The organism is Domibacillus sp. PGB-M46, from assembly GCF_022668875.1.
In the GTDB taxonomy this organism is placed as follows: Bacteria; Bacillota; Bacilli; order Bacillales; family Domibacillaceae; genus Domibacillus.
The window spans coordinates 180,202-199,331 of sequence record NZ_JAKGCR010000001.1 but is presented as its reverse complement, the minus strand read 5'-3'; the positions used below and the strand labels follow the sequence as shown (position 1 = coordinate 199,331).

Sequence of the window (19,130 nt, the reverse complement as noted above, 5' to 3'; positions counted from 1 at the left end):
AAATAATGCCCTGCTACAATGAATTTGTAAGCAGGGAAAAATTTTTTTCGCCGGGGTGGGACATTAAAAGTTTCAACTGGGACGAAAGAGAACCCGAAGACCGAAGAGGAGCGCGGGATATGAAACCGATCTTAAATATTCAACAGCAGCTCGTACCGGACCTGCTTGATATTATGCAAAAACGCTATCGTCTTTTGCAGGCGGTTCGAATTGCCGGGACGGCTGGCAGACGCACGCTTGCCCAGTCACTGAGCATGACGGAACGTGTTGTAAGAAGCGAAGCGGAGTTTTTAAAAGAGCGCGGACTGCTCGATTTCAGTGCATCAGGCATGAAATTAACAGAAACGGGTATGGATGTGGTGAGGGAGCTGGAAGAGCTGATGCTCGAGCTTAAAGGCATTGATTCAATGGCCGAAGAGCTGAAGGCCCGCTACAATTTATCAGAAGCTGTTATTGTGCCTGGCAATTGTGATGAATCGGCATTCGTGAAAAAAGCAATCGGTGAGGCGTGCGTAAGCCGCATAAAGAGCAGGCTCAGCGGTAAAACTATCATCGCTGTAACAGGCGGCTCGACAATGGCGGAAGCAGCAAGAACGATGAAACCAGATTTTGCAGAAGGGAAACAAGTATTATTTGTGCCGGCACGGGGCGGTATTGGGGATGATGTCCGCAATGAAGCCAACACGATCGCTGCATTAATGGCACAGAATACAAACGGGTCACACCGTGTGTTGTACGCGCCGGAGCGAATCAGCCCTGACGTGCGCGAATCTCTTCTTCAAGAGCCGGCGATCAAAGAAGCAGTCAGCATGATCCAGTCTGCAGACGTTGTTCTCCATGGCGTCGGGAATGCAATTTCGATGGCAAAGCGCCGTAAAACACCAGAAGCGGAACTTGCGATGCTGGAACAAAATGAAGCAGTGGCAGAAGCATTTGGCTACTATTTCAACAAAGAAGGCGAAGTGATTCAGAAGCTATCAACAATCGGCTTGAAACTGGATGATCTGCAGCATGCCAAAGTCGTAATTGCGGCGGCAGGCGGCGCATCAAAAGGGAAAGCGATTCGTTCGTATTTAAACGGATCACCAAAGCTCGATATTTTAGTGACAGATGAAGCAGCCGCAAGAGAATTGCTTGAAGATCTATCTTAACGCGAACATCCGGCAGTTCTCATTTGAACTGGCGGTTTGATAAACAATTTCGAGGAGGAAATCACTCATGGCAGTAAAAATTGGTATTAATGGTTTTGGACGTATTGGACGTAACGTATTCCGCGCAGCACTTAAAAATCCGGAAGTTGATGTTGTAGCAATCAACGACCTTACAGATGCAAATATGCTTGCACACCTTTTAAAATACGATACAGTTCACGGCACACTTGACGCGGACGTAACAGTTGACGGCGATACAATCGTTGTAAACGGCGAGCGCGTAAAAGTAACAGCTGAACGCGATCCAGCGCAAATTCCTTGGGCAGCTAACGGTGCAGAAGTAGTTGTTGAATCAACTGGCCGTTTCACAAAACGTGCAGACGCAGCGAAACACCTTGAAGGCGGCGCGAAAAAAGTCATCATCTCTGCTCCGGCATCTGATGAAGATATCACAATTGTTATGGGTGTTAACGAAGATAAATACGATGCAGCGAACCACCAAGTTATTTCAAATGCATCTTGTACAACAAACTGCTTGGCTCCATTTGCAAAAGTGTTGAACGAAAAATTCGGTATCGTTCGCGGTATGATGACAACTGTTCACTCTTACACAAATGACCAGCAAATTCTTGACCTGCCGCACTCTGACTACCGTCGTGCGCGTGCAGCAGCAGAAAACATGATCCCAACTTCTACAGGTGCAGCGAAAGCCGTTTCTCTTGTGCTTCCTGAATTGAAAGGCAAACTAAACGGTATGGCAATGCGCGTTCCAACACCAAACGTTTCTGTAGTTGACCTTGTAGCAGAATTGAAGCAGGATGTAACAGCTGAAGAAGTAAACGAAGCGCTAAAAGCAGCTGCTGAAGGCGACCTTAAAGGTATCCTTGCTTACAACGAGCTTCCGCTCGTATCTTCTGACTACAACGGCTCGACAGCATCTTCAACAATCGATGCTCTTTCTACAATGGTAATGGAAGGCAACATGGTAAAAGTTCTTTCTTGGTACGATAACGAAAACGGCTACTCAAACCGTGTAGTTGACCTTGTTCAATACATCGCATCAAAAGGTCTTTAATTAAAACACACTGATTTTTAAGCTATAACTTGGAAATCAACAGTTCACCATCTATAATGAAAAGGTGAAACGGGGAGCGGGATACAATCCCCGCTCCCTTTTTTTGTGTGTAAGCCGTTATCTGTTCCGCTGCTAAAGCAGCGTCGAACGATGTCGGCAGAATGCTGCACGCTTAGCTTTCGCTTTTCAATTACACTGGGAGGTCTTCTTGATGAACAAAAAGACAATTAAAGATTTGGACTTGAAAGGTAAACGCGTTTTTTGCCGCGTTGACTTCAACGTTCCAATGAAAGATGGCAAAATTACGGATGATACACGTATCCGTGCCGCGATTCCGACAATTGAGTATTTGTCTGAACAGGGAGCCATCGTCCTTCTGGCAAGCCACCTTGGCCGTCCAAAAGGAGAAGTAAACGAAGAGATGCGCCTGACAGAAGCTGGACGCCGATTGGCTGAGCTTACGGGCAAACAAATCGCCAAAGTAGATGAAGCTTACGGCGACAGTGTGAAAGAAGCGATTTCTGGCATGAAAGAAGGCGACATTCTTCTTCTTGAAAACGTTCGTTTCTATCCGGGCGAAGAAAAGAATGATCCAGAGCTGGCAAAAGAATTTGCTTCGCTTGCAGACATCTATGTAAATGACGCATTTGGTGCAGCCCACCGTGCTCATGCTTCTACAGAGGGAATTGCTCATCTTCTTCCATCTGCTTCCGGCTTCTTGATGCAAAAAGAATTGGATGTGCTTGGAAAAGCATTGTCTGAGCCAGATCGTCCGTTTACAGCGATCGTCGGCGGAGCGAAAGTAAGAGACAAAATCGGTGTGATTGATCACCTGCTTGATAAAGTAGATAACTTGATCATTGGCGGCGGTCTTGCGTACACATTCGTAAAAGCTCTTGGTCATGAAATCGGAAAATCTCTTTTAGAAGAAGACAAAATGGACCTGGCAAAAGAATTTATGAAAAAAGCCGAAGAAAAAGGCGTGAAATTCTTGATGCCGGTTGATGTTACTGTAGCAGATGATTTTGGTGAGCATGCAAACACAAAAATTGTACCAATCGATCAAATTCCAGCTGACTGGGAAGCACTTGATATCGGTCCGAAAACGATTGAATTGTATGCAGAAACCATTAAAAACTCAAAACTTGTCATTTGGAACGGCCCAATGGGTGTATTTGAACTTGATAAGTTTGCAAAAGGAACAAGAGGTGTGGCACAAGCACTCGCTGATTCTGATGCGTATTCTGTTATTGGCGGCGGCGATTCAGCAGCAGCGGTTGAAAAATTCGACCTTGCGGACAAAATGAGCCACATTTCAACAGGCGGAGGCGCGAGCCTCGAGTTTATGGAAGGTAAAGAACTTCCAGGCGTTACAGCGCTTGACGATAAGTAATTTTGAAGCAGCAGAAGGGAGATTTATTCATGCGTAGACCGATCATTGCAGGAAACTGGAAAATGAATAAAACGCTTAGCGAAGCAATTGAGTTCGCAAACGATGTAAAAGGAAAAGTACCATCATCAGAACAAGTGGACAGCGTAATTGGTGCGCCTGCTTTGTTCCTTGGACAGCTTGTTGAAGCGGTAAAAGGAACAGATGTGAAAATCAGTGCACAAAACGCTCACTTTGAAGACAACGGAGCCTTCACAGGTGAAATCAGCCCGAAAGCACTTGCGGACCTTGGAGTTGAATATGTGATCATCGGCCATTCAGAGCGCCGTGAAATGTTCAACGAAACAGACGAGTCTGTAAATAAAAAAGCAAAAGCGATCTTTAACCATGGCATGACACCAATCATTTGCTGCGGTGAAACGCTTGAACAGCGTGAAGCAGGGGAAACAAATGCATTTGTTTCAGGTCAAATTAAAGCAGCACTTGAAGGTTTATCAGAAGAGCAAGTAAGTAATTCTGTTATTGCTTATGAGCCAATCTGGGCAATCGGCACAGGCAAATCGTCTTCATCAAGCGATGCAAACGAAGTGTGTGCAGAAATCCGTGAAACAGTTCGCAGCCTTTATTCAGACAAAGCAGCTGATTCTGTCCGTATCCAATACGGCGGCAGTGTAAAACCTGAAAACATTGCAGAATATATGGCACAGCCGGATATCGACGGCGCACTTGTCGGCGGCGCAAGCTTGGATGCGGCATCATACCTTGCTCTTTTGGAGGCTGTAAACAATGGCTAAAGGACCGGTTGCGCTCATTATTCTCGACGGGTTCGCCTGCCGGGCTGAAACGAGCGGTAATGCGGTCGCGCAGGCCAATAAGCCAAATTTTGACCGCTACTGGAACCAATTCCCTCATGCCCAGCTGACAGCAAGCGGGGAAGCAGTAGGTCTTCCGGAGGGCCAAATGGGCAACTCGGAAGTAGGTCATATGAATATTGGTGCTGGGCGGATTGTATACCAAAGCTTAACAAGAATTAACATTGCGATTCGTGAAGGTGAATTCTTTGAAAATGAGCAGTTCGTAAAAGCGGCTGAGCATGCGAAGAAAAACGGAACAGCTCTTCATTTGTTTGGGCTTCTGTCTGATGGTGGCGTACATAGCCATATTGATCATTTAAAAGCGCTGCTTGAGTTTGCAAAACGGCAGGGTCTTGAAAAAGTGTTCGTTCACGCTTTTCTGGACGGCCGCGATGTTGGCCCTAAAACAGCAAAAGGCTACATTGAAGATGTACAAGCGAAAATGGATGAGCTTGGTGTTGGACAGTTTGCGACAATGTCTGGACGCTATTATGCAATGGACCGCGATAACCGCTGGGATCGTGTTCAAAAAGCATATGATGCAATTGCGCAAAACGATGCACCAAAGTTTGATGATCCGCTTGAAGCACTCGAAGCCTCTTACGCGGCGGACGTTGTCGATGAATTTTTTGTACCGGCTGTCATCACCGGTAAAAACGGTAAGCCGATTGCGAAAGTTCAAGATAACGACGCAGTCATTTTCTTTAACTTCCGTCCTGACCGGGCGATTCAGTTAGCGAATGTGTTTACAAACGAAGACTTTATGGGATTCGATCGTGGCGAATTCCGTCCTAAAGACTTGTTCTTCGTCTGCATGACACCATATTCGGAAACAGTTAAAGGCGTTATTGCGTATAACAAAACAGATTTATCAAATACTGTCGGGGAAGTATTAGCCAACAACAATCTTCGCCAGCTCCGCATTGCGGAAACGGAAAAATACCCGCACGTTACGTTCTTTATGAGCGGCGGCCGTGAAGGGGAATTCCCTGGTGAAAAACGAATCTTGGTAAACTCACCGAAAGTGGCAACATACGATTTGCAGCCAGAGATGAGCGCATATGAAGTAACGGACGCGTTACTTGCCGAAATCGAAGGCGACAAACAGGATGCCATCATCCTGAACTTTGCAAACCCAGACATGGTTGGCCACTCAGGACTTTTAGAACCGACAATTAAAGCAGTTGAAGTAGTAGATGAGTGCCTGGGACGGGTTGTAGACTTGATTCTGTCAAAAGGCGGCACGGCGATTATTACTGCTGATCATGGTAACGCTGATGAAGTTGTAACCGTAGAAGGCAATCCGATGACGGCTCACACAACGAACCCGGTTCCGGTTATTGTCACAAAAGAAGGTATCACGCTGCGCGATGGAGGAATCCTAGGCGATTTGGCGCCAACGATGCTTGATCTATTAAACCTTGAACAGCCAGTTGAAATGACTGGAAAAACACTAATTAACCATTAAGGGAGAGAATAAACAATGCCAGTAATTACAGACGTATATGCACGCGAAGTACTTGATTCACGTGGAAACCCAACAATCGAAGTAGAAGTATACACAGAGTCCGGCGCATTTGGACGCGCACTTGTTCCATCTGGTGCATCAACAGGTGAATACGAAGCAGTAGAACTTCGTGATGGCGACAAAGGCCGCTACCTTGGCAAAGGTGTTGAGCAGGCTGTTAAAAACGTAAACGAAGTAATCGCTCCAGAAATCGTAGGCAGCTACGTTGTTACAGATCAAATCGGTATCGACAAAGCAATGATCGAGCTTGATGGCACAGAAAACAAAGGCAAACTAGGTGCAAATGCAATCCTTGGTGTATCTATGGCCGTTGCACATGCAGCAGCTGACTACCATGGTGTATACCTTTATGAATACCTTGGCGGCGTAAATGGCAAGCAGCTTCCTGTTCCAATGATGAACATTGTAAACGGCGGTGAGCATGCGGATAACAACGTTGATATCCAGGAATTCATGATCATGCCTGTTGGCGCGCCTACATTCAAAGAAGCGCTTCGCACGGGAGCAGAAATTTTCCATAACTTAAAAGCGGTTCTTCATGAAAAAGGCTTGAACACAGCAGTTGGTGATGAAGGTGGTTTCGCGCCAAACCTTGGTTCAAACGAAGAAGCTCTTCAAACAATTATCGAAGCAATCGAACGTGCTGGCTACAAACCAGGCGAAGAAGTTAAATTGGCGATGGACGCTGCTTCTTCTGAGTTCTACAACAAAGAAGACGGCAAATACCACCTTTCTGGCGAAGGCGTTGTGAAAACATCTGCAGAAATGGTTGACTGGTACGAAGAAATGGCAAACAAATACCCAATCGTTTCAATCGAAGATGGTTTGGATGAAAACGACTGGGAAGGCCACAAATTGCTTACTGAGCGCCTTGGCGATCGTGTACAGCTTGTTGGTGATGACTTGTTCGTTACGAACACGAAAAAGCTTTCAGAAGGTATTAAAAACGGCGTAGGTAACTCTATTCTAATCAAAGTAAACCAAATCGGTACATTAACTGAAACATTTGATGCGATCGAAATGGCAAAACGCGCTGGTTATACAGCGGTTATCTCTCACCGTTCTGGTGAAACAGAAGATGCAACAATTGCTGATATCGCAGTTGCAACGAACGCTGGCCAAATTAAAACAGGTGCACCGTCACGTACGGATCGCGTAGCAAAATACAACCAGCTTCTTCGCATTGAGGACAACCTGGGTGAACTTGCTCAATACCTTGGCAACGACACATTCTACAACTTGAAAAAATAAGAACAAACGAAAGCCCGGCGGCCGCCGGGCTTTTTTGCGCGTGTGCAGAAAGTATGATATAATTCACTCATCTATAGGTTCGTCTTTGATGGAGGTAAAAATATGTTGCATACAGTGCTTATTGTACTGCTCGTGATTGTAGCAATTGCGCTTATTGCGGTTGTTTTGCTGCAGTCTGGGAAAAGCTCAGGGCTTTCTGGCGCGATTTCCGGCGGTGCGGAGCAATTGTTTGGAAAACAGAAAGCGCGCGGGGTTGACCTGGTGCTGCATCGTTTGACAGTGATTTTGTCTGTTCTGTTTTTTGTTTTAACAATTGCGCTTTCTTACTTTGGTTTATAATAAAAAAGGCGATTCGGCTGAATCGCTTTTTTTTATGCCCCAAAGCCTCCATCATCCGAAAAAAGAAAGGAATTGACTTACATGAAACTAACACTGCCAACTCCATTTACATTCGAAGCGGGAAAACGGGCTGTTTTACTTTTACACGGCTTTACTGGAAATTCATCTGACGTGCGCATGATCGGCCGTTTTCTTGAGAAAAATGGGTATACATCACATGCACCACACTATAAAGGACATGCGGTTCCGCCTGAAGAACTGGTGAAAACGGGTCCTGAAGACTGGTGGAAGGATGTGGAGGAAGGCTATCAGCATCTGCTGAACCTTGGCTATGAAGAAATTGCAGTATGCGGACTGTCGCTCGGCGGTGTTTTTGCACTGAAACTCGGTTATACTAAACCTGTAAAGGGTATTATTCCAATGTGTGCCCCAATGGCGATGAAAGACGAGCAGACGATGTACAATGGGGTTGTGGAATACGCACGCGGGTTCAAGAAATTTGAAGGGAAATCCGCTGATGTTATTGAAAAAGAAATAGAAGCCTTTAAACAAACACCGATGAATACGCTGGCGGCGCTTCGTGAGCTTGTACAAGATGTACGCAGCCATATTGACCACATTTATGCACCGGTTTTTGTTGTTCAGGCACGCAACGACAAGATGATTGATACCAACAGCGCCAATGTGATTTTTGAAGGCGTGGAAACAGACGAAAAACAATTGAAGTGGTACGAAGAGTCCGGTCATGTGATTACACTGGATAAGGAAAAAGAGCAGCTGCATGCAGATATTCTTGCCTTTCTCCAAACGCTTGACTGGACCGTGTAACTTCGCAAAAGGAGGCGGGTTCCAGATGGACCAGCACATAGAGAAAATCGTCGATCGATTATTGACGTATATGAAAGAAGAATCGTACAAGCCGCTCACAGTGCAGGAGCTTGAAGAAGTGCTTGGCATTGAAGGCTCGGAAGGGTTCCGTGACTTTGTTAAGTCGCTCGTGTACATGGAAGAGCGCGGTTTAGTCGTGCGGACGCGCGCAAACCGATACGGCCTGCCGGAGAAAATGAACCTTGTGCGCGGAAAGATTTCCGGACATGCAAAAGGGTTTGCTTTCCTGCTGCCGGATGAGCAGGGAATGGATGATGTATTCATTCCGCCGCATGAAACAAATGGAGCCTTAAACGGCGATACGGCGCTTGTCCGTGTAACGAAAGAAGACCAGAGCGGGACACGACGGGAAGGTACTGTTGTCCGTATTTTAGAACGCGGCCAGACGGACATTGTCGGTACGTTCATCGACAAAAAAAGCTTTGGCTTTGTGGAAACAGACGATAAAAAATTCACTGCTGATATTTTTATTCCAAAAGAAAAAACAGCCGGTGCGATTGACGGCCACAAAGTCGTTGTCCATATCACACGCTGGCCTGAAGGACGCCAGGCGGCAGAAGGCGAAGTAAAAGAAATCATCGGGCATAAGAACGATCCTGGCGTCGATATTATGTCGATTATTTATAAACACGGCCTACCACAGGAGTTTCCGGAAGAAGTGCTGGAGCAGGCGAATGCGGTGCCGGATGAAATTGATCCGAAAGATATTGCGAACCGCCGGGATCTTCGCGATGAAGTCATCGTGACAATTGATGGAGCGGATGCAAAAGATCTCGATGATGCGGTCACGGTAACCAAGCTTGAGAATGGCAACTATAAGCTCGGTGTTCACATTGCCGACGTCAGCCACTACGTAACGGAAAACTCCCCGATTGACCGGGAAGCCTATGAGCGTGGTACAAGTGTTTATTTAGTTGACCGGGTAATCCCGATGATTCCGCACCGCTTGTCCAATGGCATCTGCTCATTGAACCCTAAAGTAGACCGTTTAACAATGTCGTGTGAAATGGAAATTAACGCATCTGGTGAAGTAGTCAGCCATGAAATCTTTGACAGCGTCATCCGAACGACAGAACGAATGACTTATTCAGATGTAAACCGGATTTTGGTTGATAAAGATGAAGCACTGCGCGCTAAGTACGAAGCACTTGTGCCGATGTTTGAGCGAATGGAAGACCTGGCGGCCATTTTACGCCAAAAGCGCACGGACCGGGGTGCCATTGACTTTGATTTCAGGGAAGCAAAAGTGCTTGTAGATGAAGACGGGCATCCGACTGATGTGGTCATTCGGGAACGTTCTGTCGGCGAAAAACTGATTGAAGAATTTATGCTGGCGGCAAATGAAACAGTAGCAGAGCATTTCCACTGGATGGATGTTCCGTTTATATACCGGATTCACGAAGATCCGAAGGAAGATAAATTGCAGCGCTTTTTTGAGTTTTTGACGAATTTTGGCTTGAATGTGAAAGGGACAGCAAATTCTGTTCATCCGCGTGCCCTGCAGGAAATTATTGAAAACGTAAAAGACACACCGGAAGAAACAGTTATTTCTACTGTTATGCTTCGGTCCATGCAGCAGGCAAAATATAATGCGAACAGCTTAGGGCATTTTGGGCTTGCAGCAGAATTTTACACGCATTTCACTTCTCCAATCCGCCGGTATCCGGATTTGATTGTCCATCGTTTAATTCGTACGTATTTAGTCAACGGTGATCTTACGCCGCAAACACGGGAAAAGTGGGATGCGCGCCTTCCGGAAATCGCTGATCACACATCCAGCATGGAACGCCGGGCTGTTGAGGCAGAACGCGATACAGATGAGCTGAAAAAAGCAGAATTTATGCTTGATAAAATTGGTGAAGAGTATGATGGGGTTATCAGCTCTGTTACCAACTTCGGTATGTTTGTGGCGCTTGAAAATACGATTGAGGGCCTGATTCACGTTTCGTATATGACAGATGATTATTATCGTTATGATGAACGCCACTATGCTATGATCGGTGAGCGGACCGGCAATGTCTTCCGCATTGGGGACGAAATTACCGTCCGTGTGCGTGATGTAAATAAAGAAGAACAGTCTGTCGACTTTGAAATCGTGGGCATGAAAAAACAGCGCCAGCGCCCAGCCGGAATAGAGGGCACGGCGGATAAAAAGCCGCGCGGCCGCGGCAGGAAAGCACAAGCCATTAAACGGGAAGACAAACCGTCGAGAAAACCGGCGCGTCCAGATATGAAAGAGGGCGGCGAATGGTCGAACCAGCCGCCGAAAAAAAAGAAAAAACGTAAATTTTACGAAGGAATTGCGAAGAAAAAGAAACGCAAGTAAGAAAGTGGGGATGAGCCAATGCCAAAGGGAGAAGGAAAAGTGGTCGCGCAAAATAAAAAAGCGCGCCACGATTACTTTATTGAAGAAACATATGAAGCGGGCCTTGTACTTTTAGGAACCGAAATTAAAGCAATCCGGGCGGGGCGAGTGAATTTAAAAGATTCATTCGCCCGCATTCGAAATGGCGAACTGTTCGTCCACAATATGCATATCAGCCCGTACGAGCAGGGAAATATTCATAACCATGAGCCGCTCCGTACGCGAAAGCTTCTTCTGCACCGGAAGCAAATTAATACATTGATCGGTGAAACGAAAGAAGCGGGCTACTCGATCGTTCCTTTAAAACTTTATTTAAAAGACGGATATGCAAAGTTGTTAATTGGCCTCGCAAAAGGGAAAAAGAAATATGACAAACGCGAAGATTTAAAGCAGAAAGAAGCAAAACGCGACATTGAGCGCGCCTTCCGTGATCGTCAAAAGGGTTGAATAACTAGTTTGTTTGTGGTATGATAGATTCTGTCACGATGAAGCAGCTATGCTTCGATACTACTTTGTCAGGAAATGTTCTTAGCACAATCCAGAACATCCTGTTCAAATTTAATCCGGGGACGTTACGGATTCGACAGGGGTAGTTCGAGCCTGGGCTGCGGGCCAGAGGGTCGGCTCTGTCAAAACGCACTTGCCTATAATAACTGGCAAACAACAAACTCAACTACAAGCTGCCTAATTTAGGTTAGCCTGTGCTCCTCCCGCTGTTGTCCGTGCAGTCGGGTAAGGGGCTCACTTTAAGCGGACTACGCTCAATTCCTCCGCCTGGGGATGAGAGAAGAGACTAATCAGGCTGGCCGATCCAAACGCCTGCTGTGCGGCAGTTGGGCCGGCGAGACCGAAATAGTGCAGCTACGCCCGTAGACGCTCAGGTGCCGTTATCTTTGGACGCGGGTTCGACTCCCGCCGTCTCCATACTTGTATGGAGCACCTATGTAGAAAAGCCTTGCGAACTTTCGCAAGGCTTTTTTGTTTTGAAAAAAGCAACCCTGTCCAGTATTGGCAAGACAAAGTGCATATAGTCGAGAGACCGGCATACATTGGTAAAACAATGCGAGGTGATTGGTGTGAAAAAAATCATCATCATCGGTTCAGGCGGACATGCGAGCGTCATTATTGATGCTATTGAAAAAGAAAGAAAATACGCTATATGTGGCATTATTGATACGGTTCGTCCCGTTAACACGAGTATATACGGATATCGGGTAGTAGGAACAGAGTCCGCCTTGCTTAAATTGGGCAAACAGGTATGTGGAGGCATTGTGGCGATTGAAGACAATTGGACGCGGAAAAAAACGGTTGAAACCATTCGTAAACTCGTCCCTGACTTTTCTTTTGTTTCCGTCATACACCCATCGGCCTGCATCAGCAGCAATGTCAAAATAGGAGACGGTACGGTTGTGATGGCAGGTGCGGTTATTAACCGAAATACAATTATAGGAGAGCATTCTATTATTAATACAAACTCCTCAGTGGATCATGACTGCATACTTAGTGACTTTGTCAGCGTTGCTCCGGGTGCGGTGCTGGGCAGGAATGTTAAAGCGGGAAATAGTGCAGTTGTATCGCTTGGAGCCAAGGTCATTCACTCAGTGAGTATCGGAGAGCATACCGTTATTGGAGCTGGATCAACGGTACTGCAAAGCATTGGTCCGTACGGGGTTGCATATGGTACTCCTGCTAAAGTAATTCGAACAAGAAAGAAAGAAGACAGTTACTTATCATAAAGATGGGCAGTTTATTTTGTTATGAAAAAAAGAAATCAATCTGATAAGAAGGGACGATTTCTTTTAAAACGGATTTGACTGCCGTATCGGTTTCTTCGTTTCCCGGTTCGTAAACAAGCTGTTCCAGCCGGTTCAGCCAGAATGGCAGGTCGATCTTTGATACGTTCGTTGTTCTGGCTATGTAGATCAATTGGTGCTTGGAAGCCGTGTGGCCTTCTTCTGTTGTAAAAAGTTCTTCGTACAGTTTTTCCCCCGGGCGCATACCCGTATAGCGGATTTCGATATCTTTGCCTGGTGTCAGTCCTGATAAGGTAATTAAGTTATGGGCCAGTTCGCTGATCTTAACCGGTTTGCCCATATCCAAAATGAAAATCTCGCCGCCTTTTGCAAGCGCCCCTGCTTGGATGACAAGCTGTACGGCTTCGGGAATCGTCATGAAATAACGGGTCATATCCCGGTGCGTGACTGTAACCGGACCGCCGTTTTGTATTTGTTTTTTAAATAAAGGAACCACACTGCCTCTGCTTCCCAGTACGTTTCCGAACCGGACCGCGACAAAGTTCGTTTTACTCTGCTGATTCAATGTTTGGATAATAAGTTCGGCTACCCGTTTTGTGGCACCCATTACGCTCGTTGGGTTCACTGCTTTGTCAGTGGAAATTTGAACGTATGTTTCAACTTCATACTGGCCGGCACATTCCGCCAGATTTTTTGTGCCGAAGATGTTATTTTTAACGGCTTCTGTCGGATTGTGTTCCATTAAAGGGACATGCTTGTGTGCAGCGGCATGAAAGACAACCTGCGGGCGGTAAGTGGAAAAAATATGTTTAAGCCGGTTTTTGTCCTGAATGTCGCCAATTAGTACCTGGATGGGAAGGTGAGGATGAAGCTGCTCAAGTTCTTTTTCGATTGCATATACGCTGTTTTCACCGTGGCCAAGCAGAAGAACTTTTTTCGGCTGAAATGAAGAAATCTGCCGGCATATTTCAGAGCCGATCGAACCGCCCGCTCCGGTAATCAGCACTGTTTTATCCTGTACATAATGAGAAATGCCGAGAACATCCAGCTGGATCGGCGGGCGTCCAAGCAAATCTTCCACGTTGACCTCACGAATCATACTCAATGTAACACGGCCATTAATAATATCTGTAATAGGCGGTAGAATCCGGACAGTGACGCCGCATTTTTGACAGCTTTTTACGATTCGGGTAATATCGCCTCCGGAAGCAGATGGAATGGCGATAATGGCTGTTTCGATATGAAACTGCTCAATGACCCGTTCAATTTCAGCGATTGTGCCGGCAACCGGCATATTCCGGACGTGCAGGCCGATTTTTTCAGGGTCATCGTCAATAAAAGCAACGGGATATAAAAAAGGGACCGTCGATTTTTTCAACTCTTTCACTACTAAAATACCCGCATTGCCCGCGCCGATAATAAGTGTCCGCTTTCCGTTTTTATTGGGAATGCCCTTGTTTTCATTTATAGACCATAAAATCAGCCGTGAAAATAAAAAGGCTGCCAGAGAAACAGTCCAAGTTACAAAAAGAAAAGAAAACGGCAGGGTGGTTACTCTCCACTCCGAAAAAAGAAGATGCAGCATGCCGCCTGTTACGAAGGCAAATGTGAAGCTTTTTCCGATGACCTTTGATTCCCCCATGCTAGCAAAACGCCATAAGTGGCGATAATGGTGAAAAAGATGAAATCCAATCGTCAGTACCACCCAAAACAAGGCGAAGATGTATGCTAGTTGGGAAAATGTAAACCCTCTGCCGTTTTCATAGAAAACAAAGAAGGAAAGCGCAACAGAAAGAAAAAGAATCCCGAAATCCATGAAAAGCGCCAGGGCATATCGTTTCGTTCGGCTCACACCAAAGCCTCCATCCCATACTTTTTAGCTCTTTACTTTATATGAGTTTATGGAATAAGATGTGAGAAAATCGGTGAAACAAAGAGAGGAAAACAGGCTGTTAAATAAAAATCAAACGAAAACATTACTGTTCTTCGTTTGATTTTTGTTATTTTTGGAAAGAAGGAGTACAGGGGTTGTGACGCCGGCTTCTTTTTTCTTTATACATTTCCTGATCAGCCATTTCAAGCAGCTCTTCAAGAGAAATATTCATGCCGGGGTGGTAATAGCAGATGCCGTGACTGGCCGACAATTTGTACGGCTGCCGGGAGATCTGGTGGTTGCGGTCAAACTCTAATTGAATGGCAGCCCAGGCTTGATTGGCCGCTTCCGGCGGCTGATTGGGAAAAAGAATAATAAACTCGTCTCCGCCCATTCGAAATAAAAGATCTTCTTCACACAGAGATTTTTGAATTGCCCGGCAGATCGCTTTTATAAAATGGTCACCTTTATTATGGCCGTAACGGTCATTAACAGTTTTTAATCCGTTAATATCAATGTAGCAGAGTGTAAAGGGCTGGGCCTGGCGGCTGTTTATCAGGCTGGAAAGGACATTCAGCCCTTTTCGGCTGTTCATAATACCTGTCAGTTCATCCAAAAAGGCATGCGCCGATAGTTTTTCTTCTTCCGCTTTAAAGCCTGTTACATCCGTTGTTCCGATTAGGAGGCACGGTTCCTGCAAATAATCAACTAATTCCACACTCAGCATAATCCAAATATCTTTTTTTGCGGGATCGAAATACGGTGTCAAATATCCTTTGATACTTCCTTTCTCCTGTAAAACATCAACGATATTCTGCTCCTCATACGAATTTTTAAAAAGAAGGCCAGCGCCTTTATCGTACAGCTGAGTTCTTTCGTAATAGGCAGATGCCCGCTGATTAAAAAGGATAATCTAATAATCAGAAAGCCGTGCCAGTATGAGCGGGTGCGGATTCAAATCAAATAAAAGGCGAAATGTTTTTTCATTTGTTTGAAGCTGCTGCTGGCTTTCCATCTCTTTTTTTCGATAGAAATAAAAGGTGGACGATAGAAAAAAGCAATGCCGGCTGCGGCGGTCGAATTAATCATATTCATAATCGATGTAAGCGAAAAACCGCCAATTTTCATTAATCCGGCTAGAAACAAAACATGGATGCCGGCCAGCATGACTGCGGATTTTCTAGGAGGAATCGGAAAAATCACAGAAGCTGCCAGTAAAATAATTAAATACGCGTAAATATTGCCGGTTAAAAATTGGCTGTTTAACGATCCGGACGCGCCGATGAAGATATAAAAACAAAAATAGCTATATACGTAGTGCAGCACATCCCTCCTGCCAGACTGCTGGCGCCGGATCAGCCGCTTACGGGCCAGCAAAAAGGTGAGCGACATAAAGAACGAAAGAAAATATAAAAAAGCGAGAATGCCCAAGTTTAATCTCTTTTCTCCCGTTGACAAAAAGTAAAGATCCAAAGCCAAATAAAGCGGGTAAGACAGGACAACCATTAAACAAACAAACCGAAGCCTGGCGAACAGCATTTCACCATGCTCGCGGCAGAACGGCTCATCTTCAGGCCGATCAGGCTGAAAGAGAGCGTTCCATGTATCTTTCTTCATATTATAAATCCTTTTTTACTTGCATTTTACCATAGCTTTACAGGGCATCCTAATGAATTCAGTGCTCTGTTAAATGTGCTTTTCAAATGAAAAATCCCGGAGGATGAAGATTCCGGGATTTTTCATTTGAACTTGTTTTGAATACCGAACCGTGCATTCAGCTGGCCTTTGATCATGCTTCGTTTTAATTTGTCTTGATCTGGTCTTTTCTTCATTTCCTGCCTGATTTCAAATGTCCGGACACCATCTTCCATTTGGTTGGCAATATCCATCAGTGTTTCCACGTCGCCAAAGGAGTATTTTCGCGTGCCTCTTTCTGAGCGGTCAGGGAAAATAAGCTGGCGTTCTTCATAATAGCGAATCTGGCGTTCAGACAAGCCGGTTAACTCGCTCACAATTCCAATTGTAATAACCTTTTTCGTCTTATAGCTTTTCTCTTCATCTGTCATGGAATCACCTCGAAATGGATTACCTGTACTATTATATATCAATCCGTTAATTTATGTAACGATTATATGTTATATTTTCTAACAATTAATTTTTATGTGAGATTATATAACATTTATTGTGACTACTTCTTTTAAGTCTCCTATAATCAACACTATCAACAGCCACCAAGGAGGATGTTCAGATGACAAAAGAGAAAATCGTACTAATCGGAAATGGGATGGCCGGTGTCCGGTCTATTGAAGAAATAATAAAAATTAACCCGGATCGGTTTCATATTACTATTTTTGGAGAAGAGCCTTATCCAAACTATAACCGCATTCAATTGTCAAAGGTCCTTCAAGGAGATACAACGATCGCTGACATTACGCTAAACGACTGGAACTGGTACGAAGAACAAAACATTCAGCTCTATCCAGGTGAAGGGGTAACGCGGATTGATACAGAAACAAAATGTGTTCATACCACAAAAGATCGGACAGTCCAATATGACAAACTTATTATTGCGACAGGCTCGGTTCCATTTATTATCCCGGTGCCGGGGCATGAGAACGAAGGCGTAACCGCATTCCGAGATATTAAAGACTGCGAAAAAATGATCGATGCCTCTAAGCAATACAAAAAAGCATCCGTGATCGGCGGCGGCCTTCTTGGCCTTGAAGCAGCACGCGGGCTCTTGAATCTAGGCATGGAAGTAAACGTCATTCATCTGGCCGACTTTTTAATGGAGCGACAGCTCGATGAAACAGCCGGCAAAATGCTGCAAAAAGAGCTTGAAAAGCAGGGCATGAATTTCTTAATGAAAAAGCAGACAGCCGAGATTTTAGGGGAAAACCGGGTAGAAGGTATCCGCTTTAATGACGGCGAAGAAATTGAAACGGACCTGGTCGTGATGGCGGTCGGTATCCGGCCGAATACATCGCTGGCGAAAGAGAGCGGCATTGCCGTAAACCGGGGCATTCTCGTCAACGATTTTATGGAAACCAATATTCCTGATGTGTACGCGGTTGGGGAGTGTGCAGAACACCGTGAAATTGTATACGGTCTTGTTGCACCGCTTTATGAGCAGGGAAAAGCAATGGCAGCGCACATTTGTGATACACCGGCTCCCGGCTATGCAGGCTCAGTCCTGTCCACACAGTTAAAAGTTTCGGGTGTGGATGTATTCTCGGTCGGTGAGATTGTAGAAGATGAAGAAACGAAAACGATCAAAATGTTTGACGACTGGAAAGGCGTGTACAAAAAAGTCTTAATCCGTGACGGAAAAATGGCTGGTGCTGTTTTGTTCGGGGACACAAGTGAAGGAAACAAGCTGCTTCGCCTGATTAATAAGAAAGCGGATGTAGAGGAATACATTGGTGCGGCGGAAGAAGCCGCCGATGGAGCCAGCCTGGTGGCATCTATGGATGACAGTGAATTGATCTGCGGCTGTAACGGCGTATCAAAAGGCACCATCATGGAAGCGATCAAACGTGATGGGCTGACCACTGTGGACCAGGTAAAAGCCTGCACGAGTGCATCCCGTTCATGCGGCGGCTGTAAACCGCTAGTTGTAGACCTGCTTGCCCATACATTAGGAGATGGATTTGACACATCGAACCAAAAAGAAGCGATCTGCGGCTGTACCACACTTTCCCGTGATGAAGTCGTTGAGGCAATTCGCGAAAAAGGGCTGACTCATACAAAAGAAGTGATGAATGTGCTTAGCTGGGAAACAGACGGCGGCTGTTCAAAGTGCCGTCCAGCACTGAACTATTATTTGGGCATGATTAATCCGAAAGAATACGAGGATGAAAAAGCCTCTAAATTTGTGAATGAGCGGATGCACGGCAACATTCAAAAAGATGGTACCTATTCAGTTGTACCGCGGATGTATGGCGGTGTAACGTCAGCAGATGACCTGAGGAAAATTGCTGATGTAGCAGATAAATATAATGTGCCGCTCATCAAAGTAACCGGCGGCCAGCGGATTGATTTGTTCGGTGTAAAAAAAGAGGATCTGCCAGGTATGTGGGCGGATTTGGATATGCCGTCCGGCTATGCGTACGGAAAAACATTACGAACAGTTAAAACCTGTGTCGGTGAAAGTTTCTGCCGCTTCGGCACCCAGGATTCCATGAGTATGGGCATCCAGATGGAAAAGAAATTCGAGCGAATCGGCACACCGCATAAAGTGAAAATGGCCGTATCTGCCTGTCCGCGCAACTGTGCAGAATCTGGCATCAAGGATATTGGCGTCGTGGGTGTAGACGGCGGCTGGGAAATATACGTTGGCGGAAATGGCGGAACCCATCTGCGGGCAGCTGATCTTTTCTGCAAAGTAAAAACGAACGAAGAAGTAATGGAAATGACAGGTGCATTTATGCAGTATTACCGGGAGGATGCGGTATATCTTGAACGGACGGCGGCCTGGGTAGAGCGTGTCGGCCTTGACCATATTAAAGAAGTTCTGTCCGATAAAGCAACGCGTGATGCGCTGAACGCCCGGATCGACGAAGCGCTGTCTGTCACAAAAGAGCCGTGGAAAGAAGTAATCGAAAGTGAAAAAATCCGAAAAGAACTATATGAAACAGAGCTTGTGAGCACGACAAAATAAAA

General features: G+C 45.6%; 16 protein-coding genes and 1 other RNA gene. 13 read left to right on the top strand and 4 right to left on the bottom strand.

Going from position 1 to position 19,130, the window contains the following annotated elements; translation table 11 throughout:
* The first annotated feature begins 119 nt into the window (after positions 1 to 119).
* From L2D08_RS00945 to L2D08_RS00890, 12 genes are all read left to right on the top strand, one after another.
* On the top strand, positions 120 to 1,151 hold the full coding sequence (locus L2D08_RS00945; RefSeq protein ID WP_242231836.1) for a sugar-binding transcriptional regulator: 1,032 nt from the start codon (positions 120 to 122) through the stop codon (positions 1,149 to 1,151).
* Between the two features lie 67 nt (positions 1,152 to 1,218).
* Positions 1,219 to 2,226 (top strand): type I glyceraldehyde-3-phosphate dehydrogenase, encoded by a 1,008-nt coding sequence (gene gap, locus L2D08_RS00940; protein ID WP_242231835.1) that lies wholly within the window; start codon positions 1,219 to 1,221, stop codon positions 2,224 to 2,226.
* 211 nt (positions 2,227 to 2,437) lie between these two features.
* Complete coding sequence (locus L2D08_RS00935; protein ID WP_242231834.1) at positions 2,438 to 3,619, top strand: phosphoglycerate kinase; 1,182 nt, start codon at positions 2,438 to 2,440, stop codon at positions 3,617 to 3,619.
* Between the two features lie 29 nt (positions 3,620 to 3,648).
* Positions 3,649 to 4,410, top strand: coding sequence for a triose-phosphate isomerase (tpiA, locus tag L2D08_RS00930; protein WP_242231833.1), 762 nt, complete (start codon positions 3,649 to 3,651; stop codon positions 4,408 to 4,410).
* Positions 4,403 to 5,938, top strand: a complete 1,536-nt coding sequence (gene gpmI, locus L2D08_RS00925) for a 2,3-bisphosphoglycerate-independent phosphoglycerate mutase (RefSeq protein WP_242231832.1) — start codon at positions 4,403 to 4,405, stop codon at positions 5,936 to 5,938. The genes tpiA and gpmI overlap by 8 nt, the downstream gene beginning before the upstream one ends.
* A 15-nt stretch (positions 5,939 to 5,953) precedes the next feature.
* The gene (gene eno, locus L2D08_RS00920; protein ID WP_242231831.1) at positions 5,954 to 7,249 is read left to right on the top strand and encodes a phosphopyruvate hydratase; all 1,296 of its coding nucleotides are present in this window, start codon (positions 5,954 to 5,956) and stop codon (positions 7,247 to 7,249) included.
* Positions 7,250 to 7,351: 102 nt separating this feature from the next.
* The gene (secG, locus tag L2D08_RS00915; protein WP_375337554.1) at positions 7,352 to 7,588 is read left to right on the top strand and encodes a preprotein translocase subunit SecG; all 237 of its coding nucleotides are present in this window, start codon (positions 7,352 to 7,354) and stop codon (positions 7,586 to 7,588) included.
* A gap of 81 nt (positions 7,589 to 7,669) precedes the next feature.
* Positions 7,670 to 8,416 carry an alpha/beta hydrolase gene (locus L2D08_RS00910; RefSeq protein ID WP_242231830.1) on the top strand — a complete coding sequence of 249 codons (747 nt, stop codon included), beginning with the start codon at positions 7,670 to 7,672 and terminating at the stop codon, positions 8,414 to 8,416.
* Positions 8,417 to 8,441: 25 nt separating this feature from the next.
* Complete coding sequence (gene rnr / locus L2D08_RS00905) at positions 8,442 to 10,802, top strand: ribonuclease R (RefSeq protein ID WP_242231829.1); 2,361 nt, start codon at positions 8,442 to 8,444, stop codon at positions 10,800 to 10,802.
* Between the two features lie 18 nt (positions 10,803 to 10,820).
* Positions 10,821 to 11,288, top strand: a complete 468-nt coding sequence (gene smpB / locus L2D08_RS00900; RefSeq protein ID WP_046174343.1) for an SsrA-binding protein SmpB — start codon at positions 10,821 to 10,823, stop codon at positions 11,286 to 11,288.
* Positions 11,289 to 11,406: 118 nt separating this feature from the next.
* Positions 11,407 to 11,768, top strand: a transfer-messenger RNA (tmRNA) gene (ssrA, locus tag L2D08_RS00895).
* A gap of 149 nt (positions 11,769 to 11,917) precedes the next feature.
* The gene (locus L2D08_RS00890; RefSeq protein ID WP_242231828.1) at positions 11,918 to 12,577 is read left to right on the top strand and encodes an acetyltransferase; all 660 of its coding nucleotides are present in this window, start codon (positions 11,918 to 11,920) and stop codon (positions 12,575 to 12,577) included.
* Positions 12,578 to 12,596: 19 nt separating this feature from the next.
* Here the strand turns inward: L2D08_RS00890 and L2D08_RS00885 are convergent, their stop codons facing one another.
* The 4 genes from L2D08_RS00885 to L2D08_RS00870 all read right to left on the bottom strand — a co-directional run bounded on the left by L2D08_RS00885 (position 12,597) and on the right by L2D08_RS00870 (position 16,534).
* Positions 12,597 to 14,447 (bottom strand): nucleoside-diphosphate sugar epimerase/dehydratase, encoded by a 1,851-nt coding sequence (locus L2D08_RS00885; protein ID WP_242231827.1) that lies wholly within the window; start codon positions 14,445 to 14,447, stop codon positions 12,597 to 12,599.
* 148 nt (positions 14,448 to 14,595) lie between these two features.
* A complete protein-coding gene (locus tag L2D08_RS00880; protein ID WP_242231826.1) occupies positions 14,596 to 15,237 on the bottom strand; it encodes a GGDEF domain-containing protein in 642 nt (213 codons plus the stop codon).
* A 185-nt stretch (positions 15,238 to 15,422) separates the two neighbouring features.
* Entirely contained in the window at positions 15,423 to 16,085 is a 663-nt protein-coding gene (locus L2D08_RS00875; RefSeq protein WP_242231825.1) for a hypothetical protein, read from the bottom strand.
* A gap of 122 nt (positions 16,086 to 16,207) precedes the next feature.
* Positions 16,208 to 16,534 carry a MerR family transcriptional regulator gene (locus L2D08_RS00870; RefSeq protein WP_242231824.1) on the bottom strand — a complete coding sequence of 109 codons (327 nt, stop codon included), beginning with the start codon at positions 16,532 to 16,534 and terminating at the stop codon, positions 16,208 to 16,210.
* Positions 16,535 to 16,716: 182 nt separating this feature from the next.
* On the opposite strand from L2D08_RS00870, the gene nirB reads away from it, so the two are divergent.
* Positions 16,717 to 19,128: a nitrite reductase large subunit NirB gene (nirB, locus tag L2D08_RS00865; RefSeq protein WP_242231823.1), complete on the top strand. Its 2,412-nt coding sequence runs from the start codon at positions 16,717 to 16,719 to the stop codon at positions 19,126 to 19,128.
* The last annotated feature ends 2 nt before the right edge of the window (positions 19,129 to 19,130 follow it).